We start from the raw sequence: 19,843 nt of genomic DNA on the forward strand, positions 1-19,843 counted from the left end.
CGAAGGGCCCGCCGGCTTCCGCCGGCGGGCCCTTCACCGTCCCCGCCCGGGCCCCACTCGGGGTGGGTGGGGGGTGAAGGGGGCGGTCAGGTGGGGGGTGGCCAGGACTGTGGGGGAGAGGGTCGACAGCAGGCTCGTGCGGGAGTGGCGGGCGGTGTCCGGGTCCTCCTCGTGGGCGTACGCCAGGTCCGGGTCGACCAGCTGCACCGCGTGCACCAGCAGGTCGCCCGTGATCAGGAGGCGGTCGTCGTCCGCCTCGACGAGCACCGACTGGTGACCCGGCGTGTGCCCGGGCGTGTGCAGCAGCCGTACCCCCGGGGTGAGGGGCGTCCCGCCGTCGACCACCCGCAGCCGGCCGGCGGCGCGCAACGGCGTCAGCAGCCGGGCCGGCAGTTCCGGGTGGAACAGCTCCAGCGCGTCCACCTCGGCGCGCTGGATCAGGTGATCGGCGTTCGGGAACAGCGGACCGGCCCACCCCACGTGGTCGGTGTGCAGGTGGGTGAGGACCACCGTGCGTACGTCGGCCGGGTCGATCCCGGCGGCGGCCAGCTCGGCCGGCAGGCGGCCCGGCACCGGCGCCCAGCTCGCGGCGAGCGAGCCGGCCGGGCCGATCCCGGCGTCGACCAGCGTGACCGGCCCGTCGCCGGCCCGCACCGCGAACGCGCGGAACCGCAGCCACCACCGGCCGTCGCCGGTGACGGCACCCGGGTCGAGCCGGTCGGCCGCCTGCCAGTGCGCCTCCGTGGCATCGGGAAACGACTCGCCGCGGGGCTGGAAGAAGGGCCCCTCGCCGTCGGAGAGCGCGGTGACCGTGATAGACCCGAGGGTGCGGCTGCGTGGCATCGGCCGATGATGCCAGCGGGCCGCGGCGCGGCGCAGCCCGCTTTCCCGGCGGTCCACCCGGGCCGCCTGGGGACTGCCGGCCAGTTTCCAGTACGCTCGTACTGCTTGAGCACGTGTCCCCCGAGAGGAGCGCCGGCCGATGGCGAAGATCAAGGTAAACAACCCGGTCGTGGAGATCGACGGCGACGAGATGACCCGGATCATCTGGAAGCAGATCCGGGAGCAGCTGATCCTGCCCTACCTCGACGTCGACCTGCACTACTACGACCTGTCGATCCAGCACCGTGACGCCACCGACGACCAGGTCACGGTCGACGCCGCCAACGCCATCAAGGAGCACGGCGTCGGCGTCAAGTGCGCCACCATCACCCCGGACGAGGCCCGGGTGGAGGAGTTCGGCCTGAAGAAGATGTGGCGGTCGCCGAACGGCACCATCCGCAACATCCTCGGCGGCGTGGTCTTCCGCGAGCCGATCATCATGTCGAACGTGCCGCGGCTCGTCCCGGGCTGGACCAAGCCGATCATCATCGGCCGGCACGCGCACGGCGACCAGTACAAGGCCACCGACTTCGTCGTCCCCGGCCCGGGCACGGTGACGATCACCTACACCCCGGCCGACGGCGGCACCCCGATGGAGATGGAGGTCGCCAACTTCCCCGGCGGCGGCATCGCCATGGGCATGTACAACTACGACGAGTCGATCCGGGACTTCGCCCGCGCCTCGTTCCGGTACGGCCTGGACCGCAACTACCCGGTCTACATGTCCACCAAGAACACCATCCTCAAGGCGTACGACGGCCGGTTCAAGGACATCTTCGCCGAGGTGTTCGAGAACGAGTTCAAGGCCGAGTTCGACGCCGCCGGCCTCACCTACGAGCACCGGCTGATCGACGACATGGTCGCCGCCGCGCTCAAGTGGGAGGGCGGGTACGTCTGGGCGTGCAAGAACTACGACGGTGACGTGCAGTCCGACACCGTCGCGCAGGGCTTCGGCTCGCTCGGCCTGATGACCTCGGTGCTGCTCTCCCCGGACGGCCGCACCGTCGAGGCCGAGGCCGCGCACGGTACCGTCACCCGGCACTACCGGCAGTACCAGAAGGGCGAGAAGACCTCGACCAACCCGATCGCCTCGATCTACGCCTGGACCCGGGGCCTGGCCCACCGGGGCAAGCTGGACGGCACCCCGGCGGTCACCGAGTTCGCGAACACGCTGGAGAAGGTCATCGTGGACACCGTCGAGGGCGGCCAGATGACCAAGGATCTCGCGCTGCTCATCTCGCGGGACGCCCCGTGGCTGACCACCGACGAGTTCATGAACGCGCTCGACGAGAACCTGGCGCGCAAGCTCGCCGCCTGACGTGCAAGGAAGGGCCCCTTCTTAACGCCTCGCGTTGTAGAAGGGGCCCTTTTTAACACCTCAGGCCGGTCGAGACGGCGTGACCTCGTTCGGTGCGCCCTCGTTGACAGAGTGGACGAGATGCCAGTCGCGTCCAGGAAGGTGGGCCGTGGCCGCGCGTCGGCCGGCCGACCTTCGAGGCTGCTGAGCGCAGCCAGCCGTCCCTTCCCTGCGGGGGGTCCTGTCCCGGGCCCCCCGCGCCCCATGTTCGGGCCGCGGCTGTTAAGAGGGGGCCCTTTCTCTACCGCAGGCGTTAATAGGGGGCCCTTCCTTTCATGCGGCGCGGAGCAGTTCGGCGGCGCGTTCCGGGGCGATGTCGTTGATGAACACGCCCATGCCGGACTCCGACCCGGCCAGGTACTTCAGCTTGTCCTTGGCCCGCCGGATGCTGAACAGCTGAAGGTGCAGGTGGCCCAGCTCCCGGTCGATGCGTACCGGCGCCTGGTGCCAGGCCGCGATGTACGGCATGGGCAGGTCGAACAGCCCGTCGAAGCGGCGCAGCAGATCCAGGTAGAGCGGCCCGAAGGCGTCCCGCTCGGCGTCGTCGAGCGCCGGGATGTCCGGCACCGGCCGGTGCGGCGCCACGTGCACCTCGAACGGCCAGCGCGCCGCCGCCGGGACGTACGCGGTCCAGTGCTCGTTGCTCGCCACCACCCGCTCCCCGGCGGCGCGTTCGGCGGCTAGCACGGCGGCGTAGAGGTTGCCCCCGGTGCGGTCGGCGTGCCGCCGTGCGGCGGCCAGCATGGTACGGGTGCGCGGGGTGACGAACGGGTACGCGTAGATCTGCCCGTGCGGGTGGTGCAGCGTCACCCCGATCTCCACGCCCCGGTTCTCGAACGGGAAGACCTGCTCCACGCCGGGCAGCGCGCTCAACGCCGTGGTGCGGTCGGCGAGCGCGTCGAGCACCGTCCGGACCCGCCGCGGGGAGAGCCGGGCGAACGAGGCGTTGTGGTCGTCGGTGAAGCAGACCACCTCGCACCTGCCGCGCCCGGGGCGTACCGGGGTGAACGGCGTGATCTCGGCCGGTTCGTCGGCCACCCGCTGGCTCAGCGAGGGGAACCGGTTCTCGAAGACCACCACGTCGTAGTCGGGCGCCGGGATCTCGCTGTGCCGCTCGCCCCGGGACGGGCACAGCGGGCACTGGTCGGCCGGGGGCAGGAAGGTGCGGGTCTGCCGGTGCACCGCCACCGCCACCCACTCGTCGGTCAGCGGGTCGTACCGCAGTTGCGAGGCGGGCGGGGGAGGGGGCAGGTCGCGCCGGTCCGGCTGGTCGCGGACCGCGTCGTCCCGCTCGTCGAAGTAGATCAGCTCACGGCCGTCGGCCAGCGCGATCTGCGTACGCTTCACTCCGCCCCCCTCGTCGTGGGCACCGTCACCAGCTCACCCACCCTGTCGTCGAGTACCCGCCGGGCCTCGGGTGCCAACCGGTCGTCGGTGACCAGCACGTCCGCCGCGTCCAGCGGCACGATCGACGAGATGCCGACGGTGCCCCACTTGGTGTGGTCGGCGAGCACGACCAGCCGGTCCGCCGCTGCCACGAGCGCCCGGTTCGTGTCCGCCTCCATCAGATTGGGCGTGGTGAAACCGGCCCGTTCGCTGATCCCGTGCACGCCGAGGAAGAGCAGGTCCAGGTGGAGCGCGGCGATCGCGGCCACGGCGAGCGGGCCGACGAGCGCGTCCGACGGCGTGCGGACACCGCCGGTGAGCACCACCGTCTGGTCCGGCCGGCCACCGACGTGCAGGGCCTCCGCCACCGGCAGCGAGTTGGTGACCACTGTCAGGCCGGGCACGTCCACCAGCCGCCGGGCCAGCTCGGCGGTGGTGGTGCCGGCGGAGAGCGCGATCGCGGCGCCGGGCCGGACCAGCCCCGCGGCGTACCCGGCGATGGCGGCCTTCTCCGCGGACTGGCGGACGGACTTGGCGTGGAAGCCGGGCTCGTCGGTCGAACCGGTACCGGCGGGCGTCGCGCCCCCGTGCACCTTGGCGAGCAGGCCCTGCTCGTGCAGCGTGTCCAGGTCGCGCCGGATGGTCATGTCGGAGACGCCGAACTCGGCGGCCAGCTCGGTGACCCGGACGCCGCCGGCGCGGCGTAGTCGTTCCAGGATGGCCGTCTGCCGCTGCCGCGCCAGCATCCCCGGCTCACCTCCGCGCCTCACCGGCCACGCGGGCACTCCACGCGGTCGAACGTGTTCCAACAAAGGCGAACACTACCGCGCAGCCAGGGGTGACGCGAGACCGCCGCCGTCCGGAAGGCCGGACGACGGCGGTCGAGGTGCTGGGGGTGCCGGGACGCGGCCGGCGGTCAGGCTGGCTGGAGGCGGGGCTCCACCCAGCCGGTCTCGGTCAGGTGCTCCATCACCTTGCCGATGGCCTCCTCGACGCTGAGATCCGAGGTGTCCACCACCAGGTCGGCGTCGGTGGGCTCCTCGTACGGGTCGTCGATGCCGGTCATCCCGGTGATCAGGCCGGCCCGGGCGCGGGCGTACAGGCCCTTGCGGTCGCGCTGCTCACACACCGCCAGCGGCGTCGCCACGTGGACCAGCAGGAAACCCGCCCCGGCCGTCTCCGCCATCTCCCGGGCGGTGGCACGGGCCGCCGCGTACGGCGCGATCGGGCAGCAGATGCCGACGCCCCGGTGCCGGGCGATCTCGGCGGCCACCCAGCCGATCCGGCGCACGTTGAGATCCCGGTCGGCCTTGCTGAACCCCAGCCCGGCGGAGAGTTCCCGCCGCACCACGTCGCCGTCGAGCAGCGTGATCGTGCGGTCGCCCTGCTCGCGGAGCACGTCGGCCAGCCCTCGGGCGATCGTCGACTTGCCCGAGCCGGACAGGCCGGTCAGGAAGATCACCAGGCCCCGGTGCCGCCGCGGCGGGCGGGCCCGCGCCAGTTCCTTGGCCACCGCCGGCGGGGTGTGCCACTCGGGCAGCGGGAACCCCCGGTCCAGCAGGTCGTCGATCTCGCGTGTGCTCAGCGCCAGCCGCCGGTTGCGCGGCGGGATGTCCTCGCGCCAGCGCCACTGCCCGTCCCGGTTGTCGTAGGCCAGCTCGCGGGGCACCAGCACGCGCAGGCCGGCGCCGGAGAGCATGCCCTCGGTGGAGAGCAGGTGGGTCACCCCGTACGCGGCGGCGACCCGGGCCCGCAGCAGCGCGTCGCTGATCTCGTCGCGCCGCCGGGCCAGCGGCACCGCCACGAGCGTCGCCGGCGGCATCCGGTCGCGGGCGGCGAACACGCTGCGCACCAGCGCCTCGGCCGGCAGGCCGCCGATCGACTCCTCGCCCACCGGGATCATCACCAGCAGGTGCGCGCCGAGCGTACGGGCCGCGTGCGCGATCTGCGCCAGCTGCGGCCGGTGCAGCGGGCGGTCGGCGAACACGCCGAGCACCCGGCCCGGCGGCAGCAGCCCGCGTACCTCGTCGGGGCCGCGCCGCAGCCGCTGGAACGGCCCGTGGCCGCCGTCGCCCAGGCGGCGCACCGTGCCACCGACACCCACCATGCCCTCGCGGCCCGGCCAGACGTCGGTCACGTCCATCGCCGCCACCGGTGCGCCCTCGCCGTCGGTGAGCACCACCGCCCGGCGGGCCGGGTCGGCCGGGTCCAGCCCGTCGGCGAGCGCCGCCGGCACCTGGAGCGTCACCGGCACCGGCCACGGCGTGCCGTCGGCCAGCCGGCCGCGCCGGTTCAGCGAGGCCAGGTCGGCCCGGCTCATGAAACCGGTGAGCGGTGCGTACGCCCCGCTCAGCAACAACTGGAGATCGGCCAGCTCAGCGGGTCTGGGCGCGTACGACGGCGCATCCCGCAGAACGTCCTCGGGCAGCAGCCACCCGTTGCTCATCGAACCCCCAACTCGCCGGCCGGCACACAGTTTCGCAGCCCACCGGCGATCGGTCGAGAGCGCCACCCGTCCTCCCGGTGATCGCGTGTCCGGCGACCGCGCCGAGGACGAACCGGGGTCACCGAATCCTCACCGGCGGGCCGCGGCCGGTCGATCGTGCGAACGGCTGCCTGCGCGCGCCGACCGGCCGAGCAGACACCACGAGCGGCAGGCCCCCGAGCGGTCGCCACCCCGCTCCCGCCACCTAGGGGCTGCGCCGGCCGAGGATCAGGGGATCGCAGGGGTCAGGAAGGGCTCCGGCCCGGCACCCGAGTTCTACGCTGAACGGCGTGACACTGCTCGCGACCGAGTCGCTGACCAAGACGTACGGAGGCCGGGTCACCGCGTTGGCCGACCTCACCGTGTCGGTCGAGCCGGGGATCATCGGGCTGGTGGGCGCGAACGGCGCCGGCAAGTCCACGCTGATCAAGATCCTGCTGGGTCTGCTCCCGCCGACCAGCGGCCGGGTACAGGTGCTCGGCCTCGACCCCACCACCGACCCGGCCGCGGTCCGCGCCCGGGTCGGCTACATGCCCGAGCACGACGCCCTCCCGCCCGACCTGTCCGCCGCCGAGCTGGTCACCCACCTGGGCCGGATCAGCGGGCTGCCGCGCACCGTCGCCCGGGAACGGGCCTCCGAGGCGCTGCGCCACGTCGGTCTGCACGAGGAGCGGCACCGGGCCGTCGGTGGCTACTCCACCGGCATGAAGCAGCGGGTCAAGCTCGCCCAGGCGCTCGTACACGATCCCGATCTGCTGCTGCTCGACGAGCCGACCAACGGCCTCGACCCGGCCGGCCGGGACGCCATGCTCGCGCTGATCCACCGGATCGGCACCGAGTTCGGCATCTCGGTGGTGGTCTGCTCGCACCTGCTCGGCGAGGTGGAGCGGATCTGCGACACGCTCGTCGCCATCGACGGCGGCCGGCTGCTGCGCGCCGACCGGGTGTCCGCCATGACCACCGCCACCGACGTGCTCGCCGTCGAGGTGAGCGAGGGCACCGAGGAACTGGCCACCCGGCTCGCCGCGCTCGACCTGCCGGTGACCCGCGACGGGCGGCTGCTGCTCGTCCCGCTCGCCGACGACGCCACCTACGACCAGATCCTCGGCGCGGTCGCCGAGCTGGACCTGCCGCTGCACCGGCTGGACCAGCGGCGGCACCGGGTGGCCGAACTCTTCGCCGCGAGGGAGCCCAGCCATGTCTGACGCGACCGGGGTCATCCACGACATCGGCTACCAGCGCTACACCGGTCCGCGGCTCGGCCGCCGGCAGGTCTTCGGCGCGCTCTACCTGCACGGCGTGCGTACCGTCTTCGGGCTGGGCCGCAGCGCCAAGGCCAAGATCTTCCCGTGGCTGGTGGTCTCCGTGGTCACCGTGGTGGCCGCCGGGGTCACCGCGGTACGCAGCCAGATCGGCGAGGTGGTGATGACGTACGCCCAGTTCGCCGACGCGATGAGCTGGCTGGTCATCTTCTTCGCCGCGGTGGCCGCGCCCGAGCTGGTCTCCCGCGACCTGCGCAGCGGCGTGCTGCCGCTGTACTTCTCCCGGCCGCTGCCACGCGGCGACTACGCCCTGTCCAAGCTGCTGGCGCTCGTCACCGCGCTGTGGCTGCTGCTCGGCGGCCCGCAGCTGGTGATGTTCCTCGGCGCCGCGTTCACCACGAACCGGGGCGTACGCGGGGTGTGGGACGAACTGCTCGACCTGCTGCCCGGGCTGCTCTACGCCGGGCTCTGGGCGGTGGTGTTCGCCTCGATCGCCCTGCTGGTCGCCTCGCTCACCGGCAAGCGCGCGTTCGCCGCCGGCGGCATCGTGGCTGTCTTCCTGATGACCACGCCGGTGGTCGGCGTGCTGTCCATCCTGCCGTCGTCCACGGTCAACGAGCTGGCCTTCCTCGCCTCCCCGCCGACGCTCGTCGGTGGCGTGGGCAACTGGGCCCTCGGTGACCGGCTGACCCAGGGACGCGGTGGCATGCCGATCGGCGACTTCGGGCCGGTGTACGCCGCGGTCGCCGTGCTGCTGGTCGCGGCCTGCGTCAGCCTGCTGCTCCTGCGATACCGGAAGGTGGCCGCCCGATGACGGCGATCAGCACCCAGTCGACGGCCGGTGCGCCCGCCGCCGCGACGAGCACGCTCGACCTGGCGGGCGTCTCCCGCTGGTACGGCAACGTGGTGGCGGTCAACGACGTCACCATGCGGCTCGGCCCCGGCGTGACCGGCCTGCTCGGTCCCAACGGCGCCGGGAAGACCACGCTGCTGCACATGATGGCGGGCTTCCTGTCCCCGTCCCGTGGCACTGTGACGCTGGACGGGGAGCCGACCTGGCGCAACCCCGCCGTCTACCGGCGGCTCGGCCTGGTCAGCGAGCGCGAGGCGGTGCACACGTTCCTCAGCGCGTACGAGTTCGTGCTCGCCAGCGCCAAGCTGCACCGGCTGCCCGACCCGGAGGCCGCCACCCGGCGGGCGATCGAGCTGGTCGAGATGGAAGACGCGCAGACCCGGCGGATCGGCACCTACTCCAAGGGCATGCGGCAGCGCACCCGGGTCGCCGCCGCGCTCGTGCACGACCCGCAGGTGCTGCTGCTCGACGAGCCGTTCAACGGGATGGACCCGCGCCAGCGGCTGCACATGATGGCGCTGCTGCACCGGCTCGGCGACGCGGGGCGGACCATCCTGTTCAGCTCGCACATCCTGGAGGAGGTCGAGCAGGTCTCCGGCACGGTCCAGGTGATGGTGGCCGGCCGCCTCGCCGCCTCCGGCGACTACCGGACCATCCGCCGCCTGATGACCAACCGGCCGCACGTGTTCGCGGTGCGCTCCACGGACGACCGGGCGCTGGCGGTGGCGCTGATGGCCGAGTCGTCGGTCTCCGGCGTCGAGCTGGACCGTGCCGGCCTGACCGTCAAGGCCGGCGACTACGGCGCGTTCACCCGGGCACTGCCCCGGATCGCGCTCCGGCACGGCATCCGGGTCCGGCAGCTCCTGCCGGAGGACGAGTCGCTGGAGAGCGTCTTCTCGTATCTGGTGGAGGCATGATGTCGACAGTCACCTGGATCACCGCGCGCGGCCTGTTCGGCCGGAGCCGGTTCCTCATGCTGCTGCCGTTGCCGCTGGTCCTGATCGGCCTGGCGGTGCTCTGCCGGTCGCTCGGCGTCGACCCGGGCCAGTGGGGACCGCCCGTGCTCGTCGGCCTCGGCCTCGCGGTGGTGCTGCCGGTCGTGGCGCTGATCGTGGGCACCGGCGTGCTCGGCGCGGAGATCGACGACGGCACCGTCGTGCACATCCTCACCAAGCCGCTGCCGCGCTGGCAGATCGTGCTGCCGAAGCTGGCGGTCGCGGCCGGAGTCACAGCGGTCACCGTCGGCGTCCCGATCTACGTCGCGGGCGTGCTCGCCGATTCGGTACGCCTCGGACTGGCGCTCGTCGCCGCCTCGGCGGCGGGCGCGCTGGCGTACTCGGCGCTGTTCCTGGCGCTCAGCCTGGTGACCCGGAGGCCGGTGCTGCTCGGCCTGGTCTACGTGCTGATCTGGGAAGGGCTGCTGGGCCGGTTCGTCGGCGGCACCCGGGTGCTGTCGATCCAGCAGTGGGTGATCGCCCTGGCCGACCGGATGGCGCCGACGCCGCTGCTCGGCACCACCGTCTCGGTGCCGGTCGCGGCGGTGCTCACCGCCCTGGTGGCGGTCGGGTTCACGGTGCTGGCGATCGACCGCCTGCGCTCGTTCAGCGTGGCCGGCGAGACGAGCTGAACCCGGGAGGGGAACCCGTTTTCCGGCGTTAGCGACGGAAAACGGGTTCCGCCCCGCCGTGTCCGGTCTGCTAGTTTGCGGCGGCCACAACACCGACACGGGGAGAACACATTGCGTTCAGCTCGACTCGCCCTGCTGGCTCCGGCCGCGGTGGTGATGATCGTCATGTCCGGCTGCGGCGACGGGGACGACAAGCCCTCCGCCGGCCCGGCGGCACCCTCCGCCCCCGCCGCCACGTCCGTGCCGCCGGTGACGCCGGCACCGGCGGGCCTCGACGACGCCACCCGGACGACCTGCGCGAAGGCGGAGAAGGACATCACGGCCGCCCTGAAGGAGGTGGCCGAGGCGGAGAAGATCGGCCCGCCGGCCGGCCACTCGGCGGTCAGCGCCCAGTACTCGGCGGGCGCGGCCACGCTCTACACGCACGCCTTCACCAGCAGCGACGAGGTCAACGCCGCGGTGAGGGGGGTCGCCACCGAGATGACCGACCTCGCCGACACCTGGGCCAAGGCGCCGGGCAAGGCGCCGAGCAAGGCGGATCTGACCGCCGCCCGGGACAAGCTCAAGGCGGCCTGCGCGGCCGAGTGAGGCATGCACGCCGAGGGGCCGGCCCGGTCGGCCCTCCGGGGTGTTAAGAAGGGCCCCTTCTACAACGCCAGGCGTTAAGAAGGGGCCCTTCCTTACATCCGGCCGCCGTGCGGCGGTTCAGAACGCGCAGGCGACGACCAGTTCGGTGGTGCGGTCGGGCAGCAGGTCCAGCTTCGCGATCCGGCCCGCCGCCCGCAGGTCGTCGGCGACGGTGCCGAGCTGGTCGAGCACCGCCGCCGGTCCGAGCGCCTCGGCCAGTGGCACGTCCGCCTTCATCGACAGTTTCCGCTCCGACTTGGCGCGGCGCACCTGACCCAGCGCGTCCGCGGCCAGCCGCAGCAGCTCCGGGTCACCCGGCGCGTCCATCGCGCGGCCCACCTCGTACGTGGTCGGCCAGGGCGCGCGGTGCACCGACCCGTACCGCCACCACGACCAGACCTCCTCGGTGACGAACGGCAGCACCGGCGCGAACAGGCGCAACTGCACCGACAGCGCGGTCGCCAGTGCCGCCCGGGCCGAGTCGGCCGCCGGCCCGGTGCCGTAGGCGCGCTCCTTCACCAGCTCGATGTAGTCGTCGCAGAACCGCCAGAAGAACGCTTCGGTGGCCATCAGCGCGGCCGTGTGGTCGTACCCGTCGAAGGCGGTGGTCGCCGTCGCGACCACACCGGACAGTTCGGCGAGCATCGCGGTGTCCAGCGGTTGTGTCGCCGCGGCCCGCAGCGCGTCGGCGGCGCCCAGCCCGAGCGCGAACCGCGACGCGTTGAGCAGCTTGGTCGCCAGCCGGCGCCCCACCTTGACCTGGGCCGGGTCGAAGGCGAGGTCCATGCCCGGCTTGCCGTTGGCGGCCCAGTAGCGGACCGCGTCGGACCCGTTCTGCTCCAGCAGCGCCATCGGCGTGACCACGTTGCCCTTGGACTTCGACATCTTCTTGCGGTCCGGGTCGAGGATCCAGCCGGAGAGCACCGCGGTGTGCCAGGGCAACGCGCCGTGCTCCAGGTGGGACCGGGCCACGGTGGCGAACAGCCAGGTCCGGATGATGTCGTGCCCCTGCGGGCGCAGGTCCATCGGGAAGACCCGGGCGAACAGGTCCGGGTCGGTCTCCCAGCCGCCGACGATCTGCGGGGTCAGCGACGAGGTGGCCCAGGTGTCCAGCACGTCCGGGTCGCCGGTGAAACCGCCCGGCTCGCCGCGCTGCGACTCGTCGTATCCTGGCGGCGGCTCGCTCGTCGGATCGATCGGGAGCATCGCCTCGTCCGGTGTGAGAGGGTGGGACCAGTCCGGTTCGCCAGCGTCGTCGAGCCGGTACCACACCGGCACCGGCACGCCGAAGAACCGCTGCCGGCTGACCAGCCAGTCACCGGTGAGGCCGCCCACCCAGTGCTCGTACCGGTGCCGCATGTGCTCCGGCACCCAGCGCAGCTCCCGGCCCCGGGCCAGCAGCTCCTCGCGCAGGCCGGCGTCCCGGCCGCCGTTGCGCAGATACCACTGCCGGGTCGAGACGATCTCCAGCGGCCGGTCGCCGCGCTCGTAGAACTTCACCGGGTGGGTGATCGGCCGCGGCTCGCCCACCAGGTCGCCCGCGTCGGCGAGCAGCTCCACGAGCGTCCGCCGGGCGCCGTTGACGGTCTGCCCGGCCAGCGCCGCGTAGGGCTCCGCCGGCACGCCGGCCGGCGGCTCCGGCAGCAGGCGCCCGTCCCGGCCGATCACCACGCGGGTGTCCAGCCGCAGCTCACGCCACCAGGTCACATCGGTCAGGTCACCGAACGTGCAGACCATCGCGATGCCCGTGCCCTTGGCCGGGTCCGCCAGCGGGTGCGCGCGCACCGGCACCTCGACCCCGAAGACCGGGGTACGCACGGACGTGCCGACCAGGTCCGCGTACCGCTCGTCGTCCGGGTGGCAGACGAGCGCCACGCAGGCCGGCAGCAGTTCCGGCCGGGTGGTGTCGATCAGCACCTCGCGGCCGTCCGGCCCGGTGAACCGCAGCCGGTGGTACGCGCCGGGCCGCTCCCGGTCCTCCAGCTCCGCCTGCGCGACGGCGGTGCCGTACCCGACGTCCCACAGCGTCGGCGCCTCGGCCTGGTACGCCTCGCCCCGGGCCAGGTTGCGCAGGAACGCGCGCTGGCTGGCCGCGCGGGCCGCCGACCCGATAGTGGTGTACGTCAGCGACCAGTCCACCGACAGGCCGAGCCGCCGCCACAGCGCCTCGAACGCCTTCTCGTCCTCCACCGTGAGCAGTTCGCACAGCTCGATGAAGTTGCGCCGGGAGATCGCCGTCGGGTTCTTCCGGGCCGCGTCGTCCACCGGCGCGGCGGGCGGGCGCCAGTCCCTGTCGTACGGCAGCGCCGGGTCGGGACGCACGCCGTAGACGTTCTGCACCCGGCGCTCGGTGGGCAGCCCGTTGTCGTCCCAGCCCATCGGGTAGAAGACGGTGCGTCCGCGCATCCGCTGGAACCGGGCCACCGTGTCGGTGTGCGTGTACGAGAACACGTGTCCCATGTGCAGCTCGCCCGACACGGTCGGCGGGGGAGTGTCGATCGCGTATACGTCCGGCCGCTCCTTCGTGCGGTCGAACGCGTACGTGCCGTCGGACTGCCAGCGGCGGGCCCAGGTCTCCTCGAGGCCGTCCAGGCTCGGACGCTCGGGGACGCCGCCGCGGGCGCTCCTCGTCGTGTCGGTCATCAGCCGATGGTAGGCAGCCCGTCCGCCCCACTCCACGACTTTCCCCACCCTGCGCGTCCTCGCTGATCTTGCGCTTGCTGCCCCGGCGTTAGCCGCTTATCGGGCGTCTCGTGGGCCATAAGTGCAAGATCGGTGGGTGTCAAAGGGCTAGAGGAGGGAGTCGCGCCACTGGCGGTGCAGGGCGGCGTAGCGGCCGTCGGCGGCGATCAGCTCGGCCGGTGGGCCGTCCTCCACGATCCGGCCGTCGTCGAGCACCAGCACCCGGTCGGCCGTCTCGACTGTGGAGAGCCGGTGGGCGATCACCAGCGCGGTGCGGTCCCGCAGCACGTTGTGCAGGGCACGCTGCACCAGCCGCTCGGTCGGCACGTCGAGCGACGAGGTCGCCTCGTCGAGGATCAGCACCCGGGGGTCGGCGAGGAACGCCCGGGCGAACGCGACGAGCTGCCGCTGCCCGGCGGAGAGCCGGCCGCCGCGGCGGTGCACGTCGGTGCCGTACCCGTCGGGCAGCGCGGCGATGAAGTCGTGCGCGCCGATCGCCCGCGCGGCGGCCACCACCGCCCCGTCGTCGGCGTCCGGCCGGCCGAATCTGATGTTGTCGGCCACGGAACCGCTGAACAGGTGGGTCTCCTGGGTCACCAGCACCACCGCCCGGCGCAGCTCGGCGTCGGCCAGGTCGCGCAGGTCCACCCCGTCCAGCCGGACCGCGCCCGCGTCCGGGTCGTGGAAGCGGGCCACCAGCTTCGCGACCGTGGACTTCCCGGCACCGGTCGGCCCGATCAACGCCACGGTCTGCCCGGGCGGCACGGTCAGGTCCAGGCCGGACAGGATCGGCGTCCGGCGGCGGTAGCCGAAGGAGACCGCGCGGAACGTGACCGCCCCGCGCGGCGGCCCGGCCGGCAGCGGCACCGGCCGCGCCGGTTCGGCCACCGCCGGGCGCTCGTCCAGCACCCCGGCCAGCTTCTCCAGGGCGGCGGTCGCCGACTGGAGCGAGTTGTAGAACTGGCTCAACTCCTCCATCGGCTCGAAGAACCGGCGCAGATAGAGCAGGAACGCGGCGAGCACGCCCACCTCCACGCCGCCGCCCAGCACCCGCCAGCCGCCGTACCCGAGCACCACCGCCGCGGTCAGGTTGCCGATCAGCCGGATGCCCGGCGAGTAGATCGCGATCAGCCGGAACGCGCGCAGGCTGGAACGCCGGTAGTCGTCGTTCACCGCGCCGAAGATGTGGTCGTTGCGGTCTTCCCGCCGGTACGCCTGCACGGCCCGGATCCCGCGCAGCGACTCGACGAAGTGCACGATGACCAGCGCCACCGCCTCCCGGGTGCGCCGGTACGCCCCGGCCGAGGCGCGGGCGAACCAGCGCGACAGCACGAACAGGAACGGGAACGCGAGCAGCGTCACCGCCGCCAGCGGCAGGTCCAGCCAGAGCAGGATGCCCGCCACGGACAGCACGGACAGCCCGGCCATCACCAGCTTGTCGATGCCTCCGTCGACCAGTTCGGCGATCGACTCCAGGTCACTGGTCAGCCGGGACACCATCCGGCCCGACGTGTAGCGCTCGTGGAACCCGACGTCGAGGCGGAGGAAGTGCCCGTACACCCGGCGGCGCAGGTCGAGCAGGACGGCCTGGCCGATCCGGGCGGCGAGGGTGAGGAACGCGCGCCGGGCCGCGTACTCGACTGCGGTCGCGACCACGAACGCGGCGGCGACAGCGATCAGCGGGCCGGGATCACCGGCCCGCAGCGGCCCGATGCCCCGGTCGATGCCGAGCATGACCAGGTACGGCCCGGACATCGCGGCGGCGTTCTGGGCCAGCAGCAACGCCACCGCCAGTCCGAGCGCACGCCGGTGCGGGCGCAGCAGCCGCCGCAGCAGGAGCCGGCTGCGGGCACGCAGCCGGGTCACCGCCGCCGGGGACGAGTCCTCGGCCCGGCTGCGGTCGGCGTCCGGGTCGGTGGCCCGTCCCCGCCACCGGGACAGGTCGCCGTCGTCGCACGCGCCGGTCGTCCCGGCGCTGCGCTCGTCGCGTGTGCCCGCGGCGCCGGTCGTGTGCGGTGCGTTCCGGCCGCTGTCGGTGCGTGCACCGGTGTCGCGCCGCGCGCCGCGGGGGCGGGGTATCCGCGGCGCGTGGCCGGTCACGAGCGCACCAGGCCGGCGCCGTCGCTCCGTCGCTCCGGCTCGGCGGACAGCACCGCCCGGTAGGCGGGTATGCGGGCCAGCAATTCCGAGTGGGTGCCGACGGCGACGATCCGGCCGTCGTCGAGCAACGCCACCCGGTCCGCCAGCGCCACGGTCGAGGGGCGGTGCGCCACCAGCAGGGCTGTGGTGGCGGTGTCCCGGAGCACCCGGCGCAACGCCGCCTCGACGAGCGCCTCGGTGTGCACGTCGAGCGCGGAGAGCGGGTCGTCGAGCACCAGCACCGCGGGCCGGCCGAGCACCGCACGCGCCAGCGCGAGGCGCTGACGCTGCCCGCCGGACAGGGACAGCCCCTGCTCACCGACCCGCGTGGCCAGTCCCCACGGCAGCTCGTACGCGAACTCCGCCTGGGCCAGCGTCAGCGCGGCGCGGACATCGTCCTCGCTCGCGTCCGGACGGCCCAGAGTGAGGTTCTCCCAGACCGACATGGAGAACAGCGTCGGCTCCTCGAACGCCACGGCGACGAGTCGGCGCAACGAGTCCAGCCGCAGGTCACGCACGTCGTGCCCGTCGAGGGTGATCCGGCCGCCGGTCACGTCGTGCAGCCGGGGGACGAGCGACAGCAGCGTGCTCTTGCCGCAGCCGGTGGCGCCGACGAGCGCCATCGTCTCGCCCGGCTCGACGGTCAGGTCCAGGCCGCGCAGCGCCGGCGCCGAGGTGCCGGGGTAGCGGAAGACGACCCCCTCGAAGCGGAGCCGGCCGCGTACCTCACCCCGGTCGAGCGGCCGGGCGTGGGGCGCGTCCACGATGGTCGGTGGTGTGTCCAGCACTTCCTGGATCCGGTCGGCGGCGGTCGCGGCCTCCTGGCCGTTGGCGATGATCCAGCCCAGTGACTGCACCGGCCAGATCAGCATGAGCTGGAGGCTGACGAACGCGACCAACTCCCCGATGGACAGCACGCCCTCGGCGACGGCCGCGGCGCCGGCCACCAGGACCGCGCCGAGCGTCAGGTTGGGCACCAGGTCGAACAGCGCGGAGGTACGGGCCAGCAGCCGCGCCTTGCCGATCCCGGTGTCGTGCAGCCGGCGCGCGCCGACGGCGAACCGGGCCGCCAGTTCGGGCCCGCGCCCGTACGCCCGCATGGTGCGCAACCCCAGCGCGGTCTCCTCGACCAGCGTGGCGACGTCGCCCTGCTGGTCCTGCATGCGGCGCGACGCCGCGTGGTAGTGGCGCGCGAAGCGGCGGCTGATCAGGAACAGCGGTACGGCGCTCGCCGCGACCAGCAGCCCCAGCCACTGGTGCAGCCCGATCAGCAGCGCCACCACCGCCGCGTAGGTGACCAGGTTGAGCACCAGGAACAGCAGTCCGAAGGAGAGGAACCGCCGGATCACCGAGAGGTCGCTGGTGATCCGGGACAGCAACTGGCCGGACTGCCAGCGGTCGTGGAAGCCGGCCGGAAGCCGTTGCAGGTGGGCGTAGATGTCGGCGCGGATGGCGGCCTCCATGCCCACCGAGGACGACGACTGCGTCCAGCGGCGGATGAAGATCAGGACCGCCTCGGCCACGCCGAGCAGCAGCGCCAGGGCGCCGAGCCGGACCAGCCCGGCCTCGTCGTGCCGGGCCACGGGCCCGTCGACCACCCGCTGCACCACGAGCGGAACGGCCAGGCTCGCCGCGGTGGCCGCCAGCGCCGCGACCAGCAGCCAGGCGAACTCCATCGCGTACGGGCGCAGGTAGGGCCGCAGCCGCCAGAGGTTGCGCAGCGGCTGGGACCGGGCGCCGGTATGCGCCGCGGGGTTGCCGTCGCTGGACGCGGGCACTACCCGACGGTAGCGGCCGGGGGTGACAGTCCGGCTGTCAGCTAGCCGTCACCCGTCCCTCATGCCCGAGAAGCCACTTCTTCACGTCCAGCCCCCAGCGGTAGCCGCCGAGCGAACCGTCGGTGCGCAGCACCCGGTGGCAGGGCACGAACAGCGCGGCGGCGTTGCGTGCGCAGGCCGCCGCGGCGGCCCGGATCGCGGCCGGCCGCCCGGCCAGCGCGGCGAACCCGGTGTAGGTGACCGGGTCGCCGGGCTTCACGTCGCGCAGCACCTGCCAGGCGTGCGTCAGGAATGCGCCGCCGGTGTGCTGTTCGACGGCGACCGCGTCGATCGCGGCCAGGTCACCGTCCAGGTAGGCCCGCACGGCGGCGGTCACCGGACCGAGGTCGGCCCGTTCGCGCAGTTCGCCGCGCAGGCTCGGGTGGATCAACGGCATGAGGGCCGCCGGGTCGGCGGTGAAGCCCGCCGCGCGTACCGCCCCGGTCGGGCCGGCGAGCACGCTCAACGGGCCGGCGGGGGTGTCGATGACGGTGCTGTCCACAGTGCTCATGCTGCTCTCCAGAGTCGGATGGTCGCGTACGACCGCCAGGGGCGCCAGCGGTCGGCGTACGCGGACAGGGTCTTCGGGTCGTCGGACAGGCCGAGCGCTGCTGCGCCGCGGCGTACGCCCAGGTCGGTGGTGAGGGCGACATCGGGGTCGCCGAGTGCGCGCATGGCCAGGTAGCCGGTGGTCCACGGGCCGACGCCGGGCACCCCGGCGAGTAGTCGTATCGCCTCCTCCCGGTCGCCTCCGGGTTCCAGGTCGAGCTCGCCGTCGGCGACCGCGCGGGCCAGCGCCCGGATCGTCTCGCGGCGTGCCGCCGGCATCCGGAACGCCGTGTCCGGCGCCGCGAGCACCTCCGCCGGACCGGGGAACGCCACCAGGCCGTCCGCCGGGTCGTCGGCGCCCGCCCCGCCGGCGGATCGGGTGGCGGCGAGCAGGCGGGTGAGCGTGGTCCGCGCCGAGGTCAGCGAGACCTGCTGGGTGGTGACGGCGCGGACGGCCAGCTCGAAACCGTCGACCGCGTGCGGCAGCCGGACGCCGGGCTCGGCCGCGACCGCCGGGGCCAGCGCCGGATCGGCGGCCAGGGTGGCGTCCACCGCGACCGGGTCGGCGTCCAGGTCGAGCAGGCGGCGGCAGCGGGCCACCGCGGGGGCCAGGTCACGCATGTCGGCCAGCCGCAGCGTCGCGGCCACGTGGCCGTCGGCCGGGGTCAGCGCCACCGTGGCGGGACCGTGCGGCAGGCGCAGCCCACGGTGGTAGGTGCCGTCGCGGACCACCTCGACGCCGGGTAGCGCGCGCAGCGCGAGGAAGTCCAGCAGCGCGCCCGCGTGCAGCGGCGGCCGGTGAGCCAGCCGCAGCGAGAGCGTGCCCGCCCCGGTGGCCGCGGCCGGGCCACGTCGGCCGGCCCGCAGCTCGGACGGCGTGCCGCCGTAGACCTCGCGGACCGTGTCGTTGAACTGCCGGACGCTGCCGAACCCGGCGGCGAAGGCCACCTCGGCCAGGCCGAGGCCGGTGGTCTCGATCAGGATCCGGGCGGTCTGCGCGCGCTGGGCCCGGGCCAGCGCCAGCGGCCCGGCGCCCAGCTCGGCCCGGAGCATCCGGTGCAGGTGCCGCTCGGTGTAGCCCAGCCGGGTGGCCAGGCCGGGCACCCCGTCCCGGTCCACCACGCCGTCGGCGATCAGCCGCATGGCGCGGCCGACCAGGTCGGCCCGGACGTCCCACTGGGGTGAGCCCGGTGCCGCGTCCGGCCGGCACCGGCGGCACGCCCGCAGCCCGGCTCCCTGCGCGGCGGCGGCGGACGGGAAGAACCGGACGTTCTGCCGCTTCGGTGTCATCGCCGGACAGGACGGCCGGCAGTAGATCCCGGTCGACGTCACGCCGGTGTAGAACCAGCCGTCGAACCGCGGGTCGCGGCTGTCGACGGCTCGGTAGCACCGCTCGAAGTCCAGCTCCATGCCACGATCCTGCCTCGCAGCTCCCGGGCTCGGCTGGCGGGATTCGGACGTGACGTGCGGCAGTCGCGCCAGCCCGGGGAAGTGGCGGTGTCCCGAGCCCCGGGACACCGCCACTCCGCCGAGGTGGCGTGGATCATGGCCGGTGGATCCGAGAAAGTGTCGTAAGTGGTCGGTAGCGTCCCGCCACCAACTCAAGAAGAGGTGCGGGGCATGGCGAGCGTGGCCGGGCGGGGTGTCCGCTGATGCGATCGGGGCGAGCACCGTTGGACGCCGCGGTGGTGGAGGGCTTCTACGAGCGGATGCGGGTGGTGGCGCCGGCCGCGTACGGCGCGATCGAGCGCGACCGGGCCGGTGACCCCGGCCGCCCCTTCGCGGACACCGCCTGCGGGCGGCTGGCCGGCTCCCTCGACCCGGACGGGCTGCGCGCGCTCGGCATGTGGGCGCATCACTGGTGCATGCGCTTCTACGACGACGACACCCGGGTCGGCCTGCGGCTGGTCCGCGAGATCGCCGCCCGTTCCGGCCTGGGCTGGACTGCAGACGAGGTGCGGTGGCTGCTCGACCGGTCGTACGCGGCCGGGCCCGCCGCCGCGCACCGGTTCACGCTGCCGCTCGCTGCCGCGGCGCAGCTACCGGCCGGTGTGCTGCCCGAGGGCGTCGCCGCCGAGGCGTGGCCGGACGACTGGCGTCGGCTGCGGGCCGGCTGACCGCGCCGCCACCCGGCCGCCGCCGGGCTGTCCGCGTCGCCGGCCGGCTGCGGACGTGGC

General features: G+C 73.7%; 16 protein-coding genes. 7 read left to right on the forward strand and 9 right to left on the reverse strand.

The annotated features are described in order from the left end of the window. Positions 1-33 precede the first annotated feature (33 nt). Positions 34-843, reverse strand: coding sequence for an MBL fold metallo-hydrolase (locus ABIH81_RS12435; protein WP_349880394.1), 810 nt, complete (start codon positions 841-843; stop codon positions 34-36). Positions 844-982: 139 nt separating this feature from the next. On the opposite strand from ABIH81_RS12435, the gene ABIH81_RS12440 reads away from it, so the two are divergent. After that, the gene (locus ABIH81_RS12440; protein ID WP_120573189.1) at positions 983-2,200 is read left to right on the forward strand and encodes an NADP-dependent isocitrate dehydrogenase; all 1,218 of its coding nucleotides are present in this window, start codon (positions 983-985) and stop codon (positions 2,198-2,200) included. Positions 2,201-2,512: 312 nt separating this feature from the next. Here the strand turns inward: ABIH81_RS12440 and galT are convergent, their stop codons facing one another. The 3 genes from galT to cysC form a co-directional block, all read right to left on the reverse strand. Next, a complete protein-coding gene (galT, locus tag ABIH81_RS12445) occupies positions 2,513-3,586 on the reverse strand; it encodes a galactose-1-phosphate uridylyltransferase (RefSeq protein ID WP_349880395.1) in 1,074 nt (357 codons plus the stop codon). Then, positions 3,583-4,371, reverse strand: coding sequence for a DeoR/GlpR family DNA-binding transcription regulator (locus ABIH81_RS12450; protein ID WP_349880396.1), 789 nt, complete (start codon positions 4,369-4,371; stop codon positions 3,583-3,585). Before ABIH81_RS12450 ends, galT begins: the two co-directional genes overlap by 4 nt. Before the next feature lie 170 nt (positions 4,372-4,541). Further along, entirely contained in the window at positions 4,542-6,071 is a 1,530-nt protein-coding gene (cysC, locus tag ABIH81_RS12455) for an adenylyl-sulfate kinase (protein WP_349880397.1), read from the reverse strand. A 329-nt stretch (positions 6,072-6,400) separates the two neighbouring features. On the opposite strand from cysC, the gene ABIH81_RS12460 reads away from it, so the two are divergent. The 5 genes from ABIH81_RS12460 (at position 6,401) to ABIH81_RS12480 (ending at position 10,440) form a co-directional block, all read left to right on the forward strand. After that, positions 6,401-7,315, forward strand: coding sequence for an ABC transporter ATP-binding protein (locus ABIH81_RS12460; RefSeq protein ID WP_349880398.1), 915 nt, complete (start codon positions 6,401-6,403; stop codon positions 7,313-7,315). Then, complete coding sequence (locus ABIH81_RS12465; protein WP_349880399.1) at positions 7,308-8,186, forward strand: ABC transporter permease subunit; 879 nt, start codon at positions 7,308-7,310, stop codon at positions 8,184-8,186. The genes ABIH81_RS12460 and ABIH81_RS12465 overlap by 8 nt, the downstream gene beginning before the upstream one ends. Continuing rightward, a complete protein-coding gene (locus ABIH81_RS12470; RefSeq protein WP_349880400.1) occupies positions 8,183-9,142 on the forward strand; it encodes an ABC transporter ATP-binding protein in 960 nt (319 codons plus the stop codon). The genes ABIH81_RS12465 and ABIH81_RS12470 overlap by 4 nt, the downstream gene beginning before the upstream one ends. Continuing rightward, on the forward strand, positions 9,142-9,852 hold the full coding sequence (locus ABIH81_RS12475; RefSeq protein ID WP_013288490.1) for an ABC transporter permease: 711 nt from the start codon (positions 9,142-9,144) through the stop codon (positions 9,850-9,852). Before ABIH81_RS12470 ends, ABIH81_RS12475 begins: the two co-directional genes overlap by 1 nt. Before the next feature lie 150 nt (positions 9,853-10,002). After that, positions 10,003-10,440: a hypothetical protein gene (locus ABIH81_RS12480; protein ID WP_349881079.1), complete on the forward strand. Its 438-nt coding sequence runs from the start codon at positions 10,003-10,005 to the stop codon at positions 10,438-10,440. Positions 10,441-10,557: 117 nt separating this feature from the next. Here the strand turns inward: ABIH81_RS12480 and valS are convergent, their stop codons facing one another. The 5 genes from valS to ABIH81_RS12505 all read right to left on the reverse strand — a co-directional run bounded on the left by valS (position 10,558) and on the right by ABIH81_RS12505 (position 19,076). Further along, complete coding sequence (valS, locus tag ABIH81_RS12485) at positions 10,558-13,122, reverse strand: valine--tRNA ligase (protein WP_349880401.1); 2,565 nt, start codon at positions 13,120-13,122, stop codon at positions 10,558-10,560. A 147-nt stretch (positions 13,123-13,269) separates the two neighbouring features. After that, the gene (locus ABIH81_RS12490; RefSeq protein WP_349881080.1) at positions 13,270-15,102 is read right to left on the reverse strand and encodes an ABC transporter ATP-binding protein; all 1,833 of its coding nucleotides are present in this window, start codon (positions 15,100-15,102) and stop codon (positions 13,270-13,272) included. Between the two features lie 155 nt (positions 15,103-15,257). Next, positions 15,258-17,078 (reverse strand): ABC transporter ATP-binding protein, encoded by a 1,821-nt coding sequence (locus ABIH81_RS12495; protein ID WP_349880402.1) that lies wholly within the window; start codon positions 17,076-17,078, stop codon positions 15,258-15,260. Positions 17,079-17,115: 37 nt separating this feature from the next. Then, on the reverse strand, positions 17,116-17,628 hold the full coding sequence (locus ABIH81_RS12500) for a methylated-DNA--[protein]-cysteine S-methyltransferase (RefSeq protein WP_349880403.1): 513 nt from the start codon (positions 17,626-17,628) through the stop codon (positions 17,116-17,118). After that, positions 17,625-19,076 carry an AlkA N-terminal domain-containing protein gene (locus ABIH81_RS12505; protein ID WP_349880404.1) on the reverse strand — a complete coding sequence of 484 codons (1,452 nt, stop codon included), beginning with the start codon at positions 19,074-19,076 and terminating at the stop codon, positions 17,625-17,627. The genes ABIH81_RS12500 and ABIH81_RS12505 overlap by 4 nt, the downstream gene beginning before the upstream one ends. 242 nt (positions 19,077-19,318) lie before the next feature. On the opposite strand from ABIH81_RS12505, the gene ABIH81_RS12510 reads away from it, so the two are divergent. After that, positions 19,319-19,783: a hypothetical protein gene (locus ABIH81_RS12510; RefSeq protein WP_262015854.1), complete on the forward strand. Its 465-nt coding sequence runs from the start codon at positions 19,319-19,321 to the stop codon at positions 19,781-19,783. The last annotated feature ends 60 nt before the right edge of the window (positions 19,784-19,843 follow it).

Origin of the sequence: Micromonospora sp. HUAS YX12 (assembly GCF_040215685.1) — a bacterium.
Classification (GTDB): domain Bacteria; phylum Actinomycetota; class Actinomycetes; order Mycobacteriales; family Micromonosporaceae; genus Micromonospora; species Micromonospora tulbaghiae.

Coding starts and splice junctions, on each gene's coding strand:
- ABIH81_RS12435 (WP_349880394.1), bottom strand. CDS start 843: ATGCCACGCAGCCGCACCCTCGGGTCTATCACGGTCACCGCGCTCTCC.
- ABIH81_RS12440 (WP_120573189.1), top strand. CDS start 983: ATGGCGAAGATCAAGGTAAACAACCCGGTCGTGGAGATCGACGGCGAC.
- ABIH81_RS12450 (WP_349880396.1), bottom strand. CDS start 4,371: ATGCTGGCGCGGCAGCGGCAGACGGCCATCCTGGAACGACTACGCCGC.
- cysC (WP_349880397.1), bottom strand. CDS start 6,071: ATGAGCAACGGGTGGCTGCTGCCCGAGGACGTTCTGCGGGATGCGCCG.
- ABIH81_RS12465 (WP_349880399.1), top strand. CDS start 7,308: ATGTCTGACGCGACCGGGGTCATCCACGACATCGGCTACCAGCGCTAC.
- ABIH81_RS12470 (WP_349880400.1), top strand. CDS start 8,183: ATGACGGCGATCAGCACCCAGTCGACGGCCGGTGCGCCCGCCGCCGCG.
- ABIH81_RS12475 (WP_013288490.1), top strand. CDS start 9,142: ATGTCGACAGTCACCTGGATCACCGCGCGCGGCCTGTTCGGCCGGAGC.
- valS (WP_349880401.1), bottom strand. CDS start 13,122: ATGACCGACACGACGAGGAGCGCCCGCGGCGGCGTCCCCGAGCGTCCG.
- ABIH81_RS12500 (WP_349880403.1), bottom strand. CDS start 17,628: ATGAGCACTGTGGACAGCACCGTCATCGACACCCCCGCCGGCCCGTTG.
- ABIH81_RS12505 (WP_349880404.1), bottom strand. CDS start 19,076: ATGGAGCTGGACTTCGAGCGGTGCTACCGAGCCGTCGACAGCCGCGAC.
- ABIH81_RS12510 (WP_262015854.1), top strand. CDS start 19,319: ATGCGATCGGGGCGAGCACCGTTGGACGCCGCGGTGGTGGAGGGCTTC.